We start from the raw sequence: 20280 nt of genomic DNA on the forward strand, positions 1-20280 counted from the left end.
TTGAGTGGCAGTGGGTTCTGCGCAGGTTAAGGAGGAGCCCGCAGGGCGGGGCTGAAATCCGCGGCTCCGAGCCTGCCAGCGCAGGCTCGGACGGATTGAAGAGCCGTAGCCTCTGGCTGAGGCATGTCCACGGAGCAGAATCCGCTGCCGCCCAGGCTCCGGGGAATATCGGTGGTATGCATCAACCTGGGCTCACGCGTTCACCGCTGCAAACTGCCGCGTGTCCACCGCCGCCTTGTCAAACTCAAACCACGGGTCAGGTTCGCCGTCCAGCGCAAACTGCAACTGTTCCCACAGCGCCTTACGCCCCGCAGCGTCTTCCACGATGCGTTTCTTGACGTAATCCAGACCCACACGGTTCACGTAGTGCACGGTGCGCTCCAGGTACCAGCCCTCTTGCCGGTACAACTCGCAAAACGCGCCAGTGAACTCCATGACTTCGGCCGACGTTTTGACCTTCACCAGAAAGTGCGCCACCTCGGTTTTGATGCCGCCGTTGCCCGCCACATACATCTCCCAGCCCGAATCCACGCCGATGATGCCCACGTCCTTGATGCCGGCCTCGGCGCAGTTGCGCGGGCAACCGCTCACGGCAAATTTCACCTTGTGCGGCGCGTACATACGCCACATGGCGCGCTCCAGGTCTTTGCCCATCTGGGTGCTGTCTTGTGTGCCCATGCGGCACCATTCGCTGCCGACGCAGGTTTTCACGGTGCGCAAGGCCTTGGCGTAGGCGTGGCCGCTGGGCATGCCGATGTCTTTCCAGACGTTGACCAGATCCTCTTTTTTGACGCCCAGCAAGTCGATACGCTGGCCGCCGGTGACCTTGACGGTCGGGATGTTGTACTTGTCCACGGCGTCGGCAATGCGGCGCAGCTCGTCCGCCGTGGTCTCGCCGCCCCACATGCGCGGGATCACGCTGTAGGTGCCGTCTTTCTGGATGTTGGCGTGGCTGCGTTCGTTGATGAAGCGGCTTTGCGGGTCGTCTTTGGCGTCTTTGGGCCAGGTGCTGATCAGGTAGTAATTCACCGCCGGGCGGCAACTGGCGCAGCCGTTGGGCGTTTTCCAGTCCATGAAGCTGAACACGTCAGCAATCTTGAGCAGCTTGTTGGTGCGAATGGCGTCGCGCACCGCCTGGTGGCCGTGGTCAGTGCAGCCGCACATGGCTTTCATCTTGGGCGTGGCCGAGTAGTCCGCCCCGGCAGTGAACATCAGCAGTTGCTCCACCAGCCCGGTGCAGGAGCCGCACGACGCGCTGGCCTTGGTGTGTTTGCGCACCTCATCCAGGGTGAACAGGCCTTTTTCGCGGATGGTTTTGCAGATGGTGCCTTTGGTGACACCGTTGCAGCCACAGACCTCGTCGGTATCAAGCATGGCCGCGGCCTTGTTCTGGCCCTGGTGACCCACGTCACCCACATTGCTTTCACCAAACATCAGCCGGTCGCGGATGTCGGCAATCGGGCGGCCGTCGCGCAGCAGCTTGAAATACCAGCTGCCGTCCACCGTGTCGCCGTACAGGCAGGCACCCACCAATTTGTCGTCTTTGAGCACCAGCTTTTTGTAGACCCCGCCCTTGGGGTCGCTCATGATGATTTCCTCAAAACCTTCGCCGCCGACAAAGTTGCCCGCGCTGAACAAATCGATGCCGGTGACCTTGAGTTTGGTGGAGGTCAGTGAGCCGACATACCGACCAATGCCAAACTGCGCCAGGTGGTTCGCCGCCACCTTGGCCTGCTCAAACAGCGGCGCGACCAGGCCATACGCCGTGCCCCGGTGCGCCGCGCATTCCCCTACGCTGTAGATGCGTGCGTCGGTGATAGTTTGCAGGGTGTCGGTGACCACAATGCCCTTGTCGCAGTGCAGGCGCATGCTTTGCGCCAGCTCGGTATTCGGCCGGATACCGACCGCCATCACCACCAGATTCGCCGGCACCACGCTACCATCTTTGAAGCGCACAGCTCCCACCCTGCCTGGGCTGGAGGTCGATTCGGAGGGCAAGAAACATTCGGTCTGCGCACCCATCAAGAAGTTCAGGCCACGCTCTTCCAGCGACTTTTGCAGCAGCTTGCCGGCCACCACGTCGAGCTGGCGCTCCATGAGCGTTGGCATCACATGCACCACACTCACCGTCATGCCACGGCGCATCAGGCCGTTGGCGGCTTCCAGGCCGAGCAGGCCGCCGCCAATCACCACCGCGTGTTGGTAGTTTTTGGCCGCGTCGATCATGGCATTGGTATCGGCGATGTCGCGGTAGGCAATCACGCCTTGCAGGTCTTTGCCCGGCAGCGGCAGCATGAAGGGGTTGGAGCCGGTGCACAACAACAGGCGGTCGTAACCGGTGCTGATGGTTTCACCGGCGGCATTTTCAGCGTGCACGATGCGTTTGACGCGGTCCACCGAAGTCACGCGCCAACCGGCGTGCAACGTGATGTGGTTGTCGCTGTACCACTCAAACGGGTTCAGGATGATTTCGTCCAGCGTCTGTTCGCCGGCCAACACCGGGCTGAGCAAAATGCGGTTGTAGTTGGGGTGCGGCTCGGCGCCGAACACGGTGATGTCGTACAGGTCCGGGGCGATCTTGAGCAACTCTTCCAGCGTGCGGACCCCGGCCATGCCGTTGCCGACCATCACGAGTTTGAGTCTGGTTTTGGGTTCTACGCGCATGTCCATGGGGTTCTCCTGAGTGTTGGGGTTGTCATTGCGGGCTCGACCCGCAATCCATGGATCCCGGATCGCGTCCGGGATGACAGCCAAAGACCGTGACGACAAAGTGCCAGGCCGCTTTTCATGCCGCTTTCTCCACATGCGCTTGCCGGGTGTACAAAAAGTCGATCACGGTCTTGCGGTAGTGCAGGTACTGGGCGCTGTCGGCCAACTCAACCCGGCTGCGCGGGCGCGGCAGTTCCACCGTCAGCACCTCACCAATGGTGGCGCTGGGGCCGTTGGTCATCATCACGATCTTGTCGGAGAGCAGCACGGCTTCGTCCACGTCGTGCGTCACCATCACCACCGTGCTGTGGGTGCGTGCCACGATCTCCAGCAACTCGTCTTGCAGCTTGGCGCGGGTCAGCGCGTCCAGCGCGCCAAAAGGTTCGTCCATCAGCAGCACTTTGGGCTCCATCGCCAGGGCGCGGGCAATGCCAACGCGCTGTTTCATGCCGCCCGAGATTTCACCGGGGCGCTTGTGCGCAGCGGGCGTCAGGCCGACCATGTCCAGGGCGGCGTGGGTGCGCTCGGTGAGTTGTGGCTTGGTTTCTGACACGGCACCGGTGGAGCGGCCAGCCGCACCAAACACCCGCTCCACACCCAGGTAGACGTTCTCAAAACAGGTCAACCAGGGCAACAGTGAGTGGTTCTGGAACACCACCGCACGGTCCGGCCCTGGCCCGGCGATCTCGCGGTTGTTGCACAGCAGGTGGCCCTGGGTGGGCAGCGTCAGCCCGGCGATCAGGTTCAACAGGGTCGATTTGCCGCAACCCGAATGGCCGATCAGGGCGACAAACTCGCCTTTGGCCACCGTGAGGTTGATACCCTGCAGCGCACAAAACGGGCCTTTTTTGGTCTTGAAGGTTTGCTCGACACCCACGATGTCGATGAACTTGGTGGTTTGGTTGGCGTGCATGATGGGTTCCTTTTGATCAGTTGGAGACAGAGCAAAGTTCACTTCGTGTAACTCTTGGTCTGCCCCGCAAGGCATTCGATTGGTTGGGGACGGAGCAAAATTTCACTGCGTGTAAATTCTTGGTCTGTCCCACAAGGTCTCAGGACTTCACTTCTTCAAACGTGAACGCGGTGGCGATCTTCACCAGTGCGTATTCCAGGATCAACCCCACAACACCAATCACAAAAATCGCGATGATGATGTTTTTGACGTTCAGGTTGTTCCACTCGTCCCACACCCAGAAGCCGATGCCGACGCCGCCAGTCAGCATCTCGGCCGCCACAATCACCAGCCAGGCCGTGCCCACGGCCAGGCGCACACCGGTCAGCATGTAGGGCAGCACCGAAGGGAACAGAATCTTGGTGACGATCTTCCATTCACTCAGGTTCAGCACGCGCGCCACGTTCATGTAGTCCTGCGGCACGCGTTGCACGCCCACGGCGGTGTTGATGATCATGGGCCAGATGCTGCAGATGAAGATGGTCCAGATCGCCGCCGGATTCGCCCCCTGGAACACCAGGAGACCAATAGGCAGCCAAGCCAGCGGCGACACCGGCCGCAACAGGCTGATCAGCGGGTTGAACATGCGGCTCAAAAACTCAAAACGGCCAATCGCAAACCCGGCGGGGATGCCCACCAGCGCCGCCAGGCCAAACCCGATGGCCACACGCTCTAGGCTCATCAGAATGTTCCAGCCCACGCCCTGGTCGTTCGGGCCGTTGCGGTAAAACGGGTCGCTGAAGATGGTGACGGCCTGTTGGAAGGTGTCAGCGGGCGAGGGGATGCTGCTGGCCGTGCTGATGCTGACCAGCGCCCAGATGCCCACCAGCAACCCAAAACCCAGCACCGGCGGCAACACCGCCAGCCACAGGCTGCGCCATTCAAAAGTCGGTTTGGGGCTGCTTTTTACCGCGGCTTGATGGGCTGGCTGGGCGTGTGTCGCGGTTGATGTCATGGTGGTGTGCGGTGCAACAGAAGCTGCTGGGGCAGCCCCGGCGGCTTCCAAAGGTGAATGAAAAACGGCGCTGGCCATGGTGTCTCCTTAAACTTTGACTTTGAAACCATCGGCGTAAGCCTTCGGGTCCTTGCCGTCCCACACCACGCCGTCGATGAGCTTGCTGGTGCGCATGTCGCTCTTGGGCAGCGGGGTTTTGCTGGCCGCAGCGGCTTGTTTGTAGATGTCGATCTGGTTGATCTGTTTGGCCACTGCCAAATAGTCAGGGTGGTCTTTGAGCAGCCCCCAGCGTTTGTGCTGGGACAGGAACCACATGCCGTCACTCAGGTACGGGAAGTTCACCGCGCCATCGTTGAAAAATTTCATGTGGTTCGGGTCGTCCCAGGTTTTGCCCATGCCGTTCTGGTAGCGCCCCAGAATGCGCTGGTTGATGGCGTCCACGCTGGTGTTCACGTAGCTCTTGGCGGCAATGGTTTCGGCCATCTTGTTTTTGTTGGACAAGTTGGCGTCGATCCACTGGCTGGCTTCCAGAATGGCCGCCGTCACGGCGCGCGCCGTGTTGGGGTACTTTTTGACAAAGTCGCCGGTGGTGCCCAGCACCTTTTCCGGGTGGTCTTTCCAGACGTCCTGGCTGGTGGCGGCACTCACACCAATGCCGTCGATGATGGCGCGGTGGTTCCACGGCTCGCCCACGCTGAAGCCGTCCATGTTGCCCACCCGCATGTTGGCCACCATCTGCGGCGGCGGCACCACAATGCTTTTGACATCCTTGAACGGGTTGATACCGGCGCTGGCCAGCCAGTAATACAGCCACATGGCGTGGGTGCCGGTGGGGAAGGTTTGGGCAAAGGTGTATTCGCGCGGCTCTTTTTTCATCAGGCCAACCAGGCCTTCGAGCGTGCCCGCACCTTTGTCAGCCAGCTTTTTGGACAAGGTGAGGCCCTGGCCGTTGTTGTTGAGCGTCATCAACACCGCCATGTCTTTTTGGGCGCCACCCACGCCCAGGTGCACGCCGTAGATCAGGCCGTACAACACGTGGGCAAAGTCCAGCTCACCGTTGACCAGTTTGTCACGCACACCGGCCCAGCTGGCTTCTTTGGTGGGGATGATCTTGACGCCGTACTTTTTGTCCAGGCCCAGTTCAGCCGCCATGACCACGCTGGCGCAGTCGGTCAGCGGGATGAAACCGATCTTGATCTCGGTTTTCTCCGGGGCGTCGGAGCCAGCGGCATACACCGAGGCGCGCAGCGCCGGGCTGATGCCCAAGGCGCCCACGGCGGCGGTTTGCAGCACCGCACGGCGGCTGAGGCTGGATTTCAGAAGATCGGTCATGGCACATTCCTCTCAAGGTTTCAAAAGCTGAAAACAAAAAAGGCGTCCTCACATGGCACATCGCTCATGAAGAGCAACATGCCAGTGGGGACGCCTTTGTCCTTGTGGCCATCACCCAGCCCGCCATTGGACGGGGTGTTGGTCACAACCCTTGCGGGTCTTGTTTTTACCTACGCAATGAATGTGCCAGGCGTTTCGGCGGCTTTTTCAACCAAATGCCTTAGAAATGCCCAAAAACAAGGCACCACTTTTGTGCAACGCACCATCTCAGTCCAGATGGCCTGACATCAGGCACCCATTCAACCCAGCAGGTCGGCCACGTCCAGGATGCGTTGTGCCACCTCCACCAGGCGAAGGTTTTTGTCCATGGCCGTTTTGCGCAAACGGGCATAAGCCTCGCCCTCGCCCAGGTGCTGGCGCTCCATCAGCAAGGCCTTGGCGCGGTCAATCACCTTGCGGTCTTTCAGTTCGGCGCTGAGTTCATGCACCTCGCTGCGGGCATCAGCCAGCTCCTGGCGCAAAGCCTCTTCGTGGTGGAAACGGGCGATCGCCACATCCAGAATCGGGCGGATGCGCTCCGGTGACAAGCCCGCCACGATGTAAGCCGACACCCCCGCGGCCACGGCCGCCTTCACGTGGGTGGTGTCGTTGTCGTTGGTGAACATGACGATGGGTCGGCGCGCGTCACGGGTGGCCATCACCACATGCTCCAGCGCGTCACGCGCTTCGCTCTCGGCATCCACAATCACCAGATCAGGCTGCAATTGCGCGATGCGCTCCGTCAAGAACACATCGGCCGGGATCGAGGCCACCAGGTTAAAGCCGCTTTGCAACAGGCCGATGCGCAGGCTGCGCGAGCGTTCTGCCAGGGCAAGCGCCTGCTCACCTGAACTCTCGGTCGTGTCCAGGTCAGGTGCGATGACAACAATTCGAAGCGCCTCAGCCATGCTCGCTACACGCAAAAAATGCGCCACCACCCCACAGCGCGGCACATCGTCGCAGCGGACAAGATGACATCTCTGCCCGGTGGCGTCCGTCGGCCAACGCGTTCAGAGGCTTGGCCTGGCCAACAGACTCTGTGGGCAGGCGACAAACGCGCCTGCGGTGGGCAAGGGATGGACGACTTAGGAGCTGAAAAGGAAGTTCATCACGTCGCCGTCCTTGACGACGTAGTCCTTGCCTTCGGCGCGCATCTTGCCGGCGTCCTTGGCGCCCTGCTCACCCTTGAAGCTGATGAAATCTTCATAAGCAATGGTCTGGGCGCGGATGTAGCCCTTCTCAAAGTCGGTGTGGATCACGCCAGCCGCTTGCGGGCCGGTGTCGCCCTTGTGAATGGTCCAGGCGCGCACCTCTTTCACGCCAGCGGTGAAATAGGTCTGCAAGCCCAGCAGGTCGTACGCTGCGCGGATCAGGCGGTTCAGGCCCGGCTCGTGCAAGCCGAGTTCTTCGAGGAACATCAGCCGGTCGTCGTCACTCATCTCGGCCATCTCGGCCTCCAGCTTGGCGCTGATGGCCACCACCGGCGCGTTTTGCGCGTGGGCGTAGGCGGTGAGCCGGTCCAGGAACGGGTTGTTCTCAAAACCGTCTTCCGACACGTTGGCAACAAACATCGCCGGTTTGGCGGTGATCAGGAACAACTGCTTGAGCAGCGGCAGTTCTTCCTTGGTGAAATCCAGCGTGCGCACCGGCTTGGCTTCATTCAGGGCGGCCTGGCAGCGCTCCAAAATGCTCACCAGCTTCATCGCCTCCTTGTCACCGCCCGACTTGGCCGCTTTCTGATAACGCGCCAAAGCCTTGTCCACCGTACTCAGGTCGGCCAGGCACAGCTCGGTCTGGATCACTTCGATGTCGGAAATCGGGTCCACCCTGCCCGCCACATGCACCACGTTGTCATCTTCAAAACAGCGCACCACATTGATGGTGGCATCGGTTTCGCGGATGTGTGCCAGAAACTTGTTGCCCAGGCCTTCGCCCGTACTGGCCCCGGCCACCAAGCCGGCAATGTCCACAAACTCGACGATGGCGCGCTGGATCTTCTGCGGGTTGACAATGGCTGCCAGCGCGTCCAGGCGCGGGTCCGGCACCTCGACGATGCCCACATTGGGCTCAATCGTGCAAAAAGGGTAGTTCTCCGCCGCAATGCCCGCCTTGGTGAGTGCGTTGAACAGGGTCGATTTACCGACGTTGGGCAAGCCCACGATGCCACATTTCATACAAATCCTATCGAGTTGGGGAGCGCGCTGGCTCGCCGGCCGGTAGCCGCTGCGAGAGCGTCTGGCTAAACCCTGGATTATCCATGAGGCCACCGGGGCACTTCTACAATCATCCGCCATGAAACACCCATATGACATCTGCATCCGGGGCGGCGGCATTGTCGGCCACACCCTGGCCTTGTTGCTGGCCCGTGAGCGGCTGAACGTCGGGCTGGTGACCCACCGACCAGCCGCTCACGGGCCCGACGTGCGCGCCTATGCGCTCAATGCCAAATCCAAAACCCTGCTGGCATCGGTGCGCTGCTGGCCCGACGCCCAGCACGCCACCGCAGTGACGCAGATGCAGGTGCTGGGTGACGACGGCGGCGTGGTCAACTTTTCTGCCAACGACCTGGCGGTGGATGCGCTGACCTGGATTGTGGACGTGCCGCTGCTGGAGGCGCGACTGGCCGAGGCGGTGCGTTATCAGCCGCAGATTGAGGTGATTGACCACCCCATGCCCGCCACCCTGACGGTGGTGTGTGAAGGCAAAAGCAGCCGCACACGCGACGAACTCGGTGTGGCCTTTGACGTGGCGCACTACCCGCAGCGCGCCATTGCCGCACGCCTGACCACCGAGCTGGCCCACGGCCAAACCGCGCGCCAATGGTTTACGGAGGGTGAAATTCTGGCCTTCCTGCCGCTGGACGGCGAGCACGGCCACACGGTGGGCATCGTCTGGTCGGTCAAGGAAAGCCGTGTGCAGAGCTTGCTGGACGCCAGCACCGAGGATTTTTGCCAGGAACTGGCACAGGTCAGCGGCCACTGCCTGGGCGGCCTGCAGTTGGCCAGCGAGCGCGTGGCCTGGCCGCTGATGGCCTCCCAAGCCAGCCGCTGGATCGGCACCGCCCCCGACGGCACCACCTGGGCACTGGCCGGTGATGCCGCCCACGCCGTGCATCCGCTGGCCGGACAAGGCCTGAACCTGGGGCTAGGCGATGTGGCCGAGCTGGCGCGCATCCTGCAGACGCGCGCCGCCTGGCGCCCCGTCAACGACCCCAAGCTGATGCGCCAGTACGAGCGCACCCGCCGCGCCGAGGTGAGCGCCGCCGCGCTGGCCATGGACGGCCTGCAACAGCTGTTTTCCAAGAGCAGCCCCACCTGGCAAGCGCTGCGCAACTGGGGCATGAACGGTTTTGAGCGCAGCGGCCTGGCCAAGCAATGGGCCGCGCGCTACGCCATGGGCTTGTGAGCCCTTGCAAGTTTTTTAACTGGAAGACGATGAAACGAACTCATACCCCCCTGATCGCCTGTGCTGCGCTGCTGATCGCCTGCAGCTTGGGCAACGCCTTCGCGCAGGAGACCGCCATCCGCAAAAACCTGGCTGAGCGCTTGCCGCAGCTGGGCAAGATTGACGAGATCAGCAAAACGCCGATCAACGGGGTTTACGAAATCCGGTTCAACGGCACCGACATCCTGTACACCGACGCACAGGGCGACTACCTGCTGCAAGGCAACCTGATCGACACCAAGCAGCGCCGCAACCTGACCGAAGAACGTGTCGACAAGCTCAGCGCCATCCGCTTTGACACGCTGCCGGTCAAAGACGCTGTCACCATCGTGCGCGGCAACGGCAAACGCAAGCTGGCGGTGTTTGAAGACCCCAACTGCGGCTACTGCAAGCGCTTTGAGCAAAGCCTGCTCAAGGTGGACAACGTCACCGTTTATCTGTATCTGTACCCGGTGCTGGGGCCGGGCTCGGTCGACAAATCCAAAGCCATCTGGTGCGCCAAAGACAAACCCAAAGCCTGGCACGACTGGATGCTCAACGGCGTGTCGCCCGCCCCCGCCAAATGTGACAGCACAGCGGTGGACCGCAACATCGCGCTGGGTAAAAAGCACAAGATCACCGGCACACCGACCCTGGTGTTTGCCGACGGCAGCCGCGTGCCCGGTGCCATTGACGCCGACCAGGTGGAACTGCGGCTGGCGCAGGCGGCTGGCCAATGAGTACCGCCGCGTCACGCGCCAGCACACGCCCTGGCCTGCACTATCAGGTGCGTGCACACAGCCTGCACGCCCATCTGTACGCCGTCACGCTGACCATCCACCGCCCGGCGGCACAGCAGCGGGTGAGCTTGCCCGTGTGGATTGCCGGCAGCTACCTGGTGCGCGAGTTTGCCAAACACCTGCAGGGCTTGAGCGCGCAACAAGGCCAAACCGCAGTGGCCGTCACCCAGTTGGACAAGGCCACCTGGCAACTGGCCTGCGCGCCAGACCAACCCCTGGTGCTACGTTACGAGGTGTATGCCTTTGACAACTCGGTGCGCACCGCCTGGCTGGACACGCAGCGCGGTTTTTTCAACGGCACCAGCCTGTGCCTCAAAGTCCATGGCCAGGAAGACCAACCCCATCGCCTGACGATGGCCAGCGACGGTTGGCCCAAAGACTGGCACGCCGCCACCGCCTTGCCTTTCGAGAAAGTCAACGCCAGGGGTTTCGGCAGCTACCTGGCAGCTGACTACGACGAACTGGTCGACTCACCGGTGGAGATGGGCGCCTTCTGGAGCGGCAGCTTTGTGGCCCGTGGCGTGCCGCACCGTTTTGTGGTGGCTGGCGCCAGCGCCAGTTTTGACGGCGCGCGCCTGCTGGCCGATACACAAGCCATTTGCGAGGCTGAAATCGACTTCTGGCACGGCCAGCGCGCCAAAAGCAAAAGCGCCCAACGCCGCGCCCCACACGACCGTTACGTCTTCATGCTCAACGCAGTGGACAACAGCTACGGCGGGCTGGAGCACCGCCACAGCACCGCGCTGATCTGCAAACGCGCCGACTTGCCACGCCTGGGACAGAGCCAGACCCTGGGCGCGGGCGACGGCTACACCAGCTTGCTGGGCTTGATCAGCCACGAGTACTTTCACACATGGAACGTCAAGCGCCTTCGCCCCGCCGAGTTCGCTCGCTATGACTATGGAAGCGAAAACTACACCGAGTTGCTGTGGTTTTTTGAAGGTTTCACCAGTTATTACGACGACCTGCTGCTGCGCCGCGCCGGACTGATCGACACCGCCACCTACCTGACGCTGTTGGCCAAAACCATCAACGCCGTGTTGCAGACCCCGGGCCGCCGGGTGCAAAGTGTGGCGCAGGCCAGTTTTGACGCCTGGGTCAAATACTACCGGCAGGACGAAAACAGCGCCAACGCCACCATCAGCTACTACACCAAGGGCGCGCTGGTGGCGCTGTGCCTGGACCTGAGCCTGCGCCAAGGCAGCCAAACCAGCCTGGACGCTGTCATGCGGGCGCTGTGGCAGCGCTGCAACGGCGGCCCGATGCTGGAATCCGACCTGCTGGCGGTGTTGCAAGACCTGTCGGGTGCGTCGTATGCCGAGCGCCTCGCCACGTGGGTGCACAGCACCGCCGAGTTGCCCCTGCAAGAGCTGTTGACCTCGCACGGCGTGAACTACGAGCAGGTCACAGCAGGGCTGGCCGAGCAACTGGGCATCAAGGTGTCTGAGTCGGGCGGCATCCGCATCAAGAGTGTGCTACGTGGCAGCGCGGCGGAACAGGCTGGTTTTGCCGCGGGTGACGAGTGGATCGGCCTGCAAGCCGGTGCGGGTCAGGGCCGGCCAGCAACCGGCTGGCGGCTCAACAAGCTGGATGACCTGCCGCTGTACCTGGGCCCGGCCAAAACCCTGCAAGCCCTGGTGGCGCGGGACCAGCGCCTGATCACGCTCCAGCTTGGCTTGCCCGATGACGTGAAACAGATCAAACTCTCGGCCCGGGACACGACCCGGATCGATGCATGGCTGCGCCCTGCCGCGAAGTGACTTTGATGACGGCCAGCGCCACGTCCTGACGCGCTGGCGCCCATCACGTGTCCAAAAATTCAACAACGTCAAGGAGCCAGCATGAGCTATGAAATGATCCATGTGCGCGTGGAAGCCGGCAAGGTCGGCATCATCACCCTGAACCGCCCCAAACAACTCAACGCGCTCAACGACCAGCTGATGAGCGAGCTGGGCGCCGCGCTTCAGGCCTTTGACGCGGACAGCGCCATTGCCTGCACGATCATCACCGGCAGCGAAAAAGCTTTTGCCGCCGGTGCCGACATCGGTGCCATGGCCAGCTACAGCTTTGCCGATGCCTACAAGGGCGACTTCATCACCCGTAACTGGGAAGCCATCCGCAGCGTGCGCAAACCGGTGATTGCTGCGGTGAGTGGCTTTGCGCTGGGTGGGGGTTGTGAGCTGGCGATGATGTGTGACTTCATCATCGCCGCCGACAACGCCAAGTTCGGCCAGCCCGAGATCAAACTCGGCATCATCCCTGGCGCCGGTGGCACCCAGCGCCTGCCACGCGCAGTGGGCAAAGCCAAGGCCATGGACATGGCGCTGACCGGGCGCATGATGGACGCAGTCGAGGCCGAACGCGCCGGACTGGTCAGCCGTGTGGTGCCGCTGGACAAGCTGATGGACGAGGCCCTGGGCGCGGCCCTGATGATCAGCGAGTTCTCGCAGATCGCGGTCATGGCGGCCAAGGAGTCGGTCAACCGCGCCTTTGAAGGCAGCTTGAGTGATGGTGTGATGTTTGAGCGCCGCCTGTTCCACGCGTTGTTTGCCACGGCCGACCAGAAAGAGGGCATGGACGCGTTTGTCAACAAACGCAAAGCCAACTTCAGTCACCTATAACGGACAACCCACCTTGCCAAATGGCCATTTCTTCCCGCTATAATCTCGCCTCGTTGGTGATATAGCTCAGCTGGTTAGAGCGCAGCATTCATAATGCTGATGTCGGTGGTTCAAATCCACCTATCACCACCAAAGATTTTTACCCAAAACTCAAAACCCGCATGCTCCCCAGCCTGGCGGGTTTTTTTCTTGCTTCACACCTAGTCAATGACATGACTGGCGCAGTTGCACCCCCTGGCGGGCGATGTTTGCCAAGCAGCGGTGATTGAACCCTTCGGGCGCACGCCACGCGCCACCCAAAAAGGCACCTGATACATGAAGCCCCAATTTGGTGTGTTACTGGCTGGCCTGCTGTCGACCCTGTGTGGGCTGACGCAGGCTCAAGCCCCTTCGCTGACGTTTGAGTCAGCCTGGGAACGTGCCCAATCCGGCTCCGACCAGCTGGCTGCGGCCCAAGCCGGTGTCGACAGCAAAGCCCTGCAGTCCCAAGGCCTCCAGGGCCTGGGCGGGCCGGTGGTGCAGCTGAGCGCCGCTGCGTACGCCTACAACCTGAACCTGGATGTGAATCTGGACACGGTCAACAAAAGCCTGTCCCAGATCGGCCAGCAGCTGCCCCCATCACTGCACGCCATGGGCATCAGCCTGCCGCAGTTGCCGTCGAGCTACAGCTACAACCGATCGGACACCGGCACCACCAAAAACATCTCCTTCGTCTGGCCGCTCTACACCGGTGGTGTGGCCGACTCGGTGCGTGGTTTTGTGCAGGCGCAAGGCGACGAAGCCCGTGCCGATGCCGACAAAACCGGCCAAACGCTGATGACCCAACTGGTGCAGCGTTATTTTGGCGCCCAGCTCAGCGCCCGGGCGGCTGGTTTGCGCCAGGCGGCACTGGATGACATCAGTCAACACGATGCGGCGACCGCCAAGATGCTGGCCTCAGGCGTGATCTCGCGGGTCGAACGGCTGCAAGCGCAGGTCGCGCTCGAAGAAGCCCGGCGCCAGGCCCAGAAAGCCCGCAGTGATGCCGAACTGGCTGCCGTGGCCCTGGCACGCACGCTGCAGATGGAGGCGCTGGTGACACCAGCCACCCCGCTGTTTGTGTTGACCCAGCCGGTGGAGCCGCTGACCCATTTTTTATCCGAAGCACTGTCACGCCACCCCGGGCTGGCCAAGGTGGCGGCCAAACAGGCGCAGGCCGAACAGTTGCACCAGGGCCAGGAAGGTTTGCGCAAACCCCAGGTGTTTGCCTTTGGTCAGCGTCAGTTGCAAACCGGCCAGGCCGATTGGGTGGCCGGGGTCGGCGTGCGCTGGACGTTATTTGATGCGGTCGACCGTGACCTGCTGGCCGCCGCCTCAGCCAAGCAGATTGAACAAGCTCAACGCACCGAGCAACAAGCACGCAGCGACATCAGCCTGCTGGTCGAGAAGAACTGGCGCCAGGTGGAACAGACACGGCGCCAGTTTTTGGCCACCGAGCCCGGTGTGACCCTGGCCAAAGAGGTGCTGCGCCTGCGCCGCGCCGCCTTGCGCGAAGGCACCGGCACCGTGCTGGAGCTGATGGATGCCGACGTCAACCTGGCCAAGGTGGAAACCGAACGCGCCCAGGTAGCCTACGACTATGTGCTGGCCCTGGCCAGTTTGCTCGAGAGCTGCGGCCTGTCTGACAGCTTCAGCCGTTATGCCAGCCGTGCCGATGTGAGGATAGAGGGATCATGACAACAAGCCGACCCGTGAAAAATGTGGCACTGGGCCTTGCAGCCGCTGCCGTGGTGGCCCTGCTGGCCTATGGGTTCTGGCAAGCCAGCCAGCCCGCACCGGAAGTGTTTCAAGGCCAGATGGAGGCGCATGAGACCGACATTGCGCCCAAAGTCACGGCCCGCATCGCCGAGGTGCTGGTCCAGGAAGGTGACCAGGTTCAGGTAGGCAGCACGCTGATGCGCACCAACAGCCCCGAAGTGAGCGCCAAGCTGGCCCAGGCTACCGGTGCCCAACAGGCGGCCCAGGCCCTGTCTGACAAAGCCCAGAACGGCGCCCGCCCGCAGGAGATCGAGATGGCGCGGCTGCAGTGGCAACGTGCCCAGTCAGCCGCTGAACTGGCCGAGGTCTCGTACAAACGTGTGGCCGGTCTGGCCAAAGAAGGTTTGGTGGCGGACCAGAAACGCGACGAGGCTTATGCCAACTTCAGCACCTCACGCGACCAGGCGCTGGCCGCCAAAGCCCAGTACGAGCTGGCCCGCGCGGGCGCACGGGCCGAAGACAAGGCCGCCGCCAAGGCACAGGTGCAACAGGTCACCGGCGTGGTGGCCGAGGTGCAAGCAGCCCAGGACGAAACCGCGTTGAAAAGCCCGGTGGCCGGTGAGGTGGCCAAGGTGCTGGCCAAGGTGGGCGAACTCTCCGCCCAGGGTGTGGCGGTGGTCACGGTGGTGGACCTGGCCGACCAATGGGTGGTGCTCAATGTGCGTGAAGACCGCCTACAGCGTTTTGCCAACGGCAGTGAGTTTGACGCGGTGTTGCCCGCGCTGGGCAAGCAGCAGGTGCGCTTCAAGGTGTTCTACACCGCGGTCTTGCCCGATTTCGCCACCTGGCGCGCCACCCGCGCCGGGCAAGGTTTTGATGCCCGCACCTTTGAAGTCAAGGCCCGGCCGCTGGCGCGCATCGAAGGCGCGCGCCCCGGAATGAGTGTGCTGGTGCAGTGATCTGCCTGCCCAGCAGCGTGGCATGACAAGCTTCTGGTGCACCCTGGTCAACAGCGCCCGGCGCGAGGCCAGACGGTTGCGCGCTTGCCCGTGGGACTTGGCCATGGTTTCCTGGGTGCCGCTGCTGGCCTGCGCGGTCATGGGCTGGATATTCTCTGCTGGCCTGCCTCAGCAGTTGCCGATTGCAGTGATGGACCAGGACCATTCGGCCTTGTCGCGCCAGCTGAGTCGTTTTCTGGACGCCACACCGGGCCTGAAACTGGTGGCCAGTTACGACGACACCGCCCAAGCCACGCAAGCGCTGCGGCGTACCGAGGTCTATGCGGTGGTGAGCATCCCACCCGACTTTTCGCGCCAAGTCAAGCTCGGCCAGGCAGCGCAGGTCACCCTGTTGCACAACGCCCAGCTAGGCACCCATTCGGGCCTGATCCAGCGTGATGTGCGCACCGCAGTGGCCACCCTCTCGGCTGGGGTCGAGATGAGCGCACGCAACAAACGCGGCCAGCCTGCGCTGACCACGCGGGTGGCGATGGAGCCGATCCAGACCCAGCTGGTGACACTGTTCAACGTCTCACTCAACTACGAACAGTTTCTGGCCGCCGCGCTGATCCCGGCGCTGTTGCACATCTTGGCCATGACCGCCGGGGCCTGGGCCGTGGGGCGTGAACTGCGTGATGCCACGCTGGGACAGTGGCTGGGTGACTCACCGGGCTGGCCAAGCGCCAGCGCCGCGCTGCTAGGCAAGCTGGCCTGGCCCTTCATCAGCCTCGGGCTGGTGGGCACGGCCAGCCTGCTGGGCCTGACCTGGGGGCGCGGCTGGTTTCCAACCGGCTCTCTGGCCTGGGTGCTGTTGGGCTTGTGGGGCCTGCTGGCCTTGTCCCTGGTGATGGGCGCGGCAGTCGCGGCGGGTACGCTGTCTTTACGCACTGCACTTTCGGCCACCGGCTTTATCACCGCACCCGCCTTTGCCTTCAGCGGGGTCGGGTTTCCGCTGCAGTCGATGCCGGTGCTGGCGCGTGGCTGGGCTGAGATGCTGCCCTACACCCACTACATCCGACTGCAAATGGAGCAGCTGCAAATGGGCGCGCCACTGCGCTACAGCAGCCTGAGTTTGGCGGGGCTGTGGCTGGCCACGCCTGTGCTGGGGGCTTTGTCAGCGCTGCTGCTGGTGCGGGCAGCGCGGCAACCCGAGCGCTGGGGTGGCCGCTGATGAGTGCTTTGTCCAGACTCTGGCAGGCCTGGCTGGCCACGCTAAAAACCATAGCAAGCGACAAAGGCGTGGTGCTGATTTTGGGCCTGGCGCCGCTGATTTATGGCTTTTTTTACCCCTGGCCTTATGGCACCCAGGTCGTGACCCGCGTGCCGGTGGCGGTGGTGGACCTGGACCACAGCAATCTCTCGCGCCAAATCACGCGTTATGTGCAGGCCAGCCCACGTGTTGAGGTGCGCCTGATCACAGGCGACGAACATACCGCGCAACAAGCCCTGTGGGTCGGTGAAATCGAAGGTTTTGCTGTTCTGCCGCGAGATCTCAAACGCAGCGTGTTGCGCGGCACACCGGCCGTCGTTACGGTGCAGGCCAACGGCAGCTATGCGCTGCTCAACAAAGCGGTGTCGTACGGGTTTTCAGAAGCCATTGGCACCGTGTCCGCCGGGGTTGAGATCGCCAAACTGGAGGCCGCAGGGCAAGGCGCCTTGCAGGCCCAGGCTAGCCGCAGCCCGATCAGCACCCAACTGGTGGCCTTGTTCAACCCGACCGAAGGCTATGGCAGTTATGTGGTGCCCGCCGTGGCCTTGCTGATCCTGCAACAAACCCTGCTGATGGGCGTGGGCATGCTGGTGGGCTTGTGGTGTGAAACGGGTCAAAACCGTGCTGACGCCTTCACCTGGCTGGGCCGGTTGCTAGCATTTTGCACAGTCGGCTGGGCCAATGGGCTGCTGTACTTTGGCTGGATCTACTGGTTGCAGGACTTCCCGCGTGGTGGCAATCCTGGCGGTGCCCTGGTGCTGCTGGCCTGTTATGTACCGGCCATCTGCACCCTCGGCGCCTTGCTAGGGGTCTGGTTTGGCAACCGCGAACGGGCCCTACAGGTGTTGTTGTTCACCGCGCTGCCGGTGATTTTTGTCTCGGGCTTTTCGTGGCCCAGTGAGTCCTTGCCCCCACTTCTGCAGCATCTGCGCTGGCTGTTTCCGAGCACCGCCGGGATTCAGGCCTCGCTCAAACTCAACCAGATGGGGGCACCGCTGTCGGATGTGGCCGGGTTGCTGGGACTGTTGAGCCTGTTGGCGCTGGGTTGCGGTGGCTGGCTGCTGCGGGTCACGCGTCTGCGCCAACCCTGAGCAGCTATTTCAACGACTCAATCGTCCAGAGACGACTCGCCATCACCCTGGCCCGCTGGATCACGCGCCTTGCGCACCCCGGGTTTAGCCAGCAACTCCAGGTAAAAAGCATCTGCACCGTCTGACGCTGCCGCGTCGATCAGGGCCGTGATGTTGGCCACATGCACGGCCTCAGCGCTGTCTTCGCTGCGGCCAAAGCGGCAGTCAAAGTCCCAGAAATCGACACCCTCGGGCAAGGCCTTGTTGCGCTCGCGCTTCATGTACTGGCGAATTTCGTGTTTGGTGGCGTCCAGCACGCGGTCACGGTTTTTTCCTTCGATGTTGATTTTGAATGTTTTTTTCACGGTGTCCTTTGCATCAATCTGAACCCGAGCCTCACAGGCTCACAGGATTCGCAGGGGGTCGATTATGCGGCTTGCCCCCACATGGGTGGCCAAAACCCCGCCCGCTTGTGTTACACCTGCGCCCTTGATGCTGCGCCATCCCTCGGCCCGCCACCTTTTTGACTCTTTGAGCACACCATGACTTTTCCCTCCCTGGGCCTTTCGCCCGCCCTGCTGGCCGCGCTTTCCCAACTGGGCCACAGCAGCCCGACCCCGATCCAGCAAGGCGCGATCCCCCCTGCCCTGGCCGGGCAGGATGTGCTGGGCTCGGCGCAGACCGGCTCCGGCAAAACCCTGGCCTTTGCCCTGCCGCTGTTGCAGCGTTTACAAGTTAGCACCAGCCGGGTGCGCCCAGCACAGGCCCTGGTGCTGGTGCCCACGCGGGAGCTGGCAACCCAGGTCGGTGAGGTGATCCAGTCGCTCGCGCAGCACCTGCCACAGCGGGTCAAGGTGTCGGTGTTTTTTGGCGGTGTTTCGATCAACCCACAAATGATGGGCTTGCGCGGAGGTACCGACGTGGTGGTGGCCACGCCCGGGCGACTGCTGGACCTGGTGGCACACAACGCGCTCAAACTCGACCAGGTCAAGCTGCTGGTGCTCGACGAGGCCGACCGCATGCTCGACCTGGGCTTTGCCGAGGAGCTGGCCCAACTGCTGGCCTTGTTGCCGACCCAGCGGCAAAACCTGTTCTTCTCGGCCACCTTCAGCCCAGCGGTGCAAGCCCTGGCGCACACACTGCTGCACAACGCGGTGCGGGTCGAGGTGGATGCCAGCCAACAACAACCCGTGGAGATTGTCCAGCGCGCCATCGCCGTGGACACCCCCAAACGCACCCAGCTGCTGCGCCATTTGATCCAACAACACAGCTGGGAGCGCACCGTGGTGTTTGTCGCCACCAAGTTTGCCGCCGAGATCGTCGCCGACAAATTGCGCAAGGGTGGGCTCACCGCCGAGCCCTTCCATGGTGAATTGAGCCAGGGCAAACGCAGCCAGGTGCTGACCGACTTCAAGGCAGAGCGCCTGCAGGTGGTGGTGGCCACCGATGTGGCCGCGCGCGGGCTCGACATTGTGGGCCTGCCTGTGGTGGTCAACTTTGACCTGCCACGTTCGACCCAGGACTACACCCACCGCATTGGCCGCACGGGTCGCGCCGGTGAGCCCGGCTTGGCGGTGAGTTTTGTCAGCGCCGCGACCCAAGCCCACTGGCGGCTGATCGAGAGGCGGCAGCAGGTGCAACTGGCGCTGGAAAGTGTGCCCGGTTTCGAGGCGCAAGAGGTGGCACCGTCGGCAGCCACTTCGCCGGATGCGCCTGCTGGCCAGGGAAGTGGCGGCGTCAAAGGCAAACGCCCAAACAAGAAGGACAAGCTGCGCGCCGCTGCCGTTCTGAAAAACGACTGATCCGATGCGGTCTGTGGTTGGACGGTAGCCACGCGCGCACGGCCCCCGTGGCCCTGCCGTGAGTGGCTGTGGCCCACGCCAGTCCAACACGTTGAACCCAATCTGCTGCGTGACGTTCAATCAAGCCACGACAGTTAAACTAGCGCTCCCTCAAACAGCCTCTGGATGAACACCATGAACCGCTGGCTCCGTACCCTGAAAACTCCCCTGCTGCTTCTGACCTTGTGCCTGACCGGTGCTGCTTGTTTGTGGCCATCGGCGGCTGACGCGCAAGGCGCGGTGCGCACGTTTCCGCCCAAAGCGCTGCGTGGCCAATTAGAGGTGGTGGCGCCACCCAACATTTTGCTCAACGGCCAGCCGAAACGCCTGTCGCCGGGCGCGCGCATCAAAGGCACCAACAACCTGATCGTGATGTCGGCCAGCCTGGTCGGCAAAAAGTTGCTGGTGAACTATGTGACCGAGCCGCAGGGGCTGATCCATGAAGTATGGATCCTGAACCCGGCCGAGGCACAGCAAAAACGCGCCGGGCTCGACACCCTGACCAACATCCGTTTTGAATCTGACCTGCAGCGGGCAGCCGACCAGCGGCGCTCCCCCGAGCCCCCAGCCACCCGCTAAGCCGCTTTTGCCGC

General features: G+C 62.6%; 17 protein-coding genes and 1 tRNA gene. 11 read left to right on the forward strand and 7 right to left on the reverse strand.

Going from position 1 to position 20280, the window contains the following annotated elements:
- Positions 1 to 192: 192 nt before the first annotated feature.
- The 6 genes from nirB to ychF form a co-directional block, all read right to left on the reverse strand.
- Complete coding sequence (gene nirB / locus LHU53_RS16975; RefSeq protein WP_227333977.1) at positions 193 to 2670, reverse strand: nitrite reductase large subunit NirB; 2478 nt, start codon at positions 2668 to 2670, stop codon at positions 193 to 195.
- Positions 2671 to 2785: 115 nt separating this feature from the next.
- The gene (locus LHU53_RS16980; RefSeq protein ID WP_227333978.1) at positions 2786 to 3622 is read right to left on the reverse strand and encodes an ABC transporter ATP-binding protein; all 837 of its coding nucleotides are present in this window, start codon (positions 3620 to 3622) and stop codon (positions 2786 to 2788) included.
- Between the two features lie 139 nt (positions 3623 to 3761).
- Positions 3762 to 4694 carry a nitrate ABC transporter permease gene (ntrB, locus tag LHU53_RS16985; protein ID WP_227333979.1) on the reverse strand — a complete coding sequence of 311 codons (933 nt, stop codon included), beginning with the start codon at positions 4692 to 4694 and terminating at the stop codon, positions 3762 to 3764.
- Positions 4695 to 4703: 9 nt separating this feature from the next.
- Positions 4704 to 5948, reverse strand: a complete 1245-nt coding sequence (locus LHU53_RS16990; RefSeq protein ID WP_227333980.1) for a CmpA/NrtA family ABC transporter substrate-binding protein — start codon at positions 5946 to 5948, stop codon at positions 4704 to 4706.
- 299 nt (positions 5949 to 6247) lie between these two features.
- A complete protein-coding gene (locus LHU53_RS16995) occupies positions 6248 to 6895 on the reverse strand; it encodes an ANTAR domain-containing response regulator (RefSeq protein ID WP_227333981.1) in 648 nt (215 codons plus the stop codon).
- Positions 6896 to 7072: 177 nt separating this feature from the next.
- Positions 7073 to 8167: a redox-regulated ATPase YchF gene (gene ychF, locus LHU53_RS17000; RefSeq protein WP_227334038.1), complete on the reverse strand. Its 1095-nt coding sequence runs from the start codon at positions 8165 to 8167 to the stop codon at positions 7073 to 7075.
- A gap of 112 nt (positions 8168 to 8279) precedes the next feature.
- Here ychF and LHU53_RS17005 point away from each other — a divergent pair, with 112 nt between their 5' ends.
- The 9 genes from LHU53_RS17005 (at position 8280) to LHU53_RS17045 (ending at position 17867) form a co-directional block, all read left to right on the forward strand.
- Complete coding sequence (locus tag LHU53_RS17005; RefSeq protein WP_227333982.1) at positions 8280 to 9392, forward strand: FAD-dependent monooxygenase; 1113 nt, start codon at positions 8280 to 8282, stop codon at positions 9390 to 9392.
- A 29-nt stretch (positions 9393 to 9421) separates the two neighbouring features.
- Positions 9422 to 10150, forward strand: coding sequence for a DsbC family protein (locus LHU53_RS17010; protein WP_227333983.1), 729 nt, complete (start codon positions 9422 to 9424; stop codon positions 10148 to 10150).
- Positions 10147 to 11970 carry a M61 family metallopeptidase gene (locus LHU53_RS17015; RefSeq protein ID WP_227333984.1) on the forward strand — a complete coding sequence of 608 codons (1824 nt, stop codon included), beginning with the start codon at positions 10147 to 10149 and terminating at the stop codon, positions 11968 to 11970. The genes LHU53_RS17010 and LHU53_RS17015 overlap by 4 nt, the downstream gene beginning before the upstream one ends.
- 81 nt (positions 11971 to 12051) lie before the next feature.
- On the forward strand, positions 12052 to 12831 hold the full coding sequence (locus LHU53_RS17020) for an enoyl-CoA hydratase (protein WP_227333985.1): 780 nt from the start codon (positions 12052 to 12054) through the stop codon (positions 12829 to 12831).
- Between the two features lie 55 nt (positions 12832 to 12886).
- Positions 12887 to 12963, forward strand: a tRNA-Met gene (locus LHU53_RS17025).
- 183 nt (positions 12964 to 13146) lie between these two features.
- Positions 13147 to 14547 (forward strand): TolC family protein, encoded by a 1401-nt coding sequence (locus tag LHU53_RS17030; RefSeq protein WP_227333986.1) that lies wholly within the window; start codon positions 13147 to 13149, stop codon positions 14545 to 14547.
- On the forward strand, positions 14544 to 15527 hold the full coding sequence (locus LHU53_RS17035) for an HlyD family secretion protein (protein ID WP_227333987.1): 984 nt from the start codon (positions 14544 to 14546) through the stop codon (positions 15525 to 15527). The genes LHU53_RS17030 and LHU53_RS17035 overlap by 4 nt, the downstream gene beginning before the upstream one ends.
- 22 nt (positions 15528 to 15549) lie before the next feature.
- Positions 15550 to 16737, forward strand: coding sequence for an ABC transporter permease (locus LHU53_RS17040; protein WP_227333988.1), 1188 nt, complete (start codon positions 15550 to 15552; stop codon positions 16735 to 16737).
- Positions 16737 to 17867: an ABC transporter permease gene (locus tag LHU53_RS17045; protein WP_227333989.1), complete on the forward strand. Its 1131-nt coding sequence runs from the start codon at positions 16737 to 16739 to the stop codon at positions 17865 to 17867. The genes LHU53_RS17040 and LHU53_RS17045 overlap by 1 nt, the downstream gene beginning before the upstream one ends.
- A 17-nt stretch (positions 17868 to 17884) precedes the next feature.
- Here LHU53_RS17045 and LHU53_RS17050 read toward each other — a convergent pair whose 3' ends face one another.
- Positions 17885 to 18211: a DUF6172 family protein gene (locus tag LHU53_RS17050; RefSeq protein WP_227333990.1), complete on the reverse strand. Its 327-nt coding sequence runs from the start codon at positions 18209 to 18211 to the stop codon at positions 17885 to 17887.
- 177 nt (positions 18212 to 18388) lie between these two features.
- Here LHU53_RS17050 and LHU53_RS17055 point away from each other — a divergent pair, with 177 nt between their 5' ends.
- Positions 18389 to 19648 (forward strand): DEAD/DEAH box helicase, encoded by a 1260-nt coding sequence (locus LHU53_RS17055; protein ID WP_227333991.1) that lies wholly within the window; start codon positions 18389 to 18391, stop codon positions 19646 to 19648.
- A gap of 174 nt (positions 19649 to 19822) precedes the next feature.
- Positions 19823 to 20266 (forward strand): hypothetical protein, encoded by a 444-nt coding sequence (locus tag LHU53_RS17060; RefSeq protein ID WP_227333992.1) that lies wholly within the window; start codon positions 19823 to 19825, stop codon positions 20264 to 20266.
- The last annotated feature ends 14 nt before the right edge of the window (positions 20267 to 20280 follow it).

The organism is Rhodoferax sp. U2-2l, from assembly GCF_020594515.1.
GTDB lineage: Bacteria > Pseudomonadota > Gammaproteobacteria > Burkholderiales > Burkholderiaceae_C > Rhodoferax.

Coding starts and splice junctions, on each gene's coding strand:
- nirB (WP_227333977.1), bottom strand. CDS start 2,670: ATGGACATGCGCGTAGAACCCAAAACCAGACTCAAACTCGTGATGGTC.
- LHU53_RS16980 (WP_227333978.1), bottom strand. CDS start 3,622: ATGCACGCCAACCAAACCACCAAGTTCATCGACATCGTGGGTGTCGAG.
- ntrB (WP_227333979.1), bottom strand. CDS start 4,694: ATGGCCAGCGCCGTTTTTCATTCACCTTTGGAAGCCGCCGGGGCTGCC.
- LHU53_RS16990 (WP_227333980.1), bottom strand. CDS start 5,948: ATGACCGATCTTCTGAAATCCAGCCTCAGCCGCCGTGCGGTGCTGCAA.
- LHU53_RS16995 (WP_227333981.1), bottom strand. CDS start 6,895: ATGGCTGAGGCGCTTCGAATTGTTGTCATCGCACCTGACCTGGACACG.
- LHU53_RS17005 (WP_227333982.1), top strand. CDS start 8,280: ATGAAACACCCATATGACATCTGCATCCGGGGCGGCGGCATTGTCGGC.
- LHU53_RS17010 (WP_227333983.1), top strand. CDS start 9,422: ATGAAACGAACTCATACCCCCCTGATCGCCTGTGCTGCGCTGCTGATC.
- LHU53_RS17015 (WP_227333984.1), top strand. CDS start 10,147: ATGAGTACCGCCGCGTCACGCGCCAGCACACGCCCTGGCCTGCACTAT.
- LHU53_RS17020 (WP_227333985.1), top strand. CDS start 12,052: ATGAGCTATGAAATGATCCATGTGCGCGTGGAAGCCGGCAAGGTCGGC.
- LHU53_RS17030 (WP_227333986.1), top strand. CDS start 13,147: ATGAAGCCCCAATTTGGTGTGTTACTGGCTGGCCTGCTGTCGACCCTG.
- LHU53_RS17035 (WP_227333987.1), top strand. CDS start 14,544: ATGACAACAAGCCGACCCGTGAAAAATGTGGCACTGGGCCTTGCAGCC.
- LHU53_RS17040 (WP_227333988.1), top strand. CDS start 15,550: ATGACAAGCTTCTGGTGCACCCTGGTCAACAGCGCCCGGCGCGAGGCC.
- LHU53_RS17045 (WP_227333989.1), top strand. CDS start 16,737: ATGAGTGCTTTGTCCAGACTCTGGCAGGCCTGGCTGGCCACGCTAAAA.
- LHU53_RS17055 (WP_227333991.1), top strand. CDS start 18,389: ATGACTTTTCCCTCCCTGGGCCTTTCGCCCGCCCTGCTGGCCGCGCTT.
- LHU53_RS17060 (WP_227333992.1), top strand. CDS start 19,823: ATGAACCGCTGGCTCCGTACCCTGAAAACTCCCCTGCTGCTTCTGACC.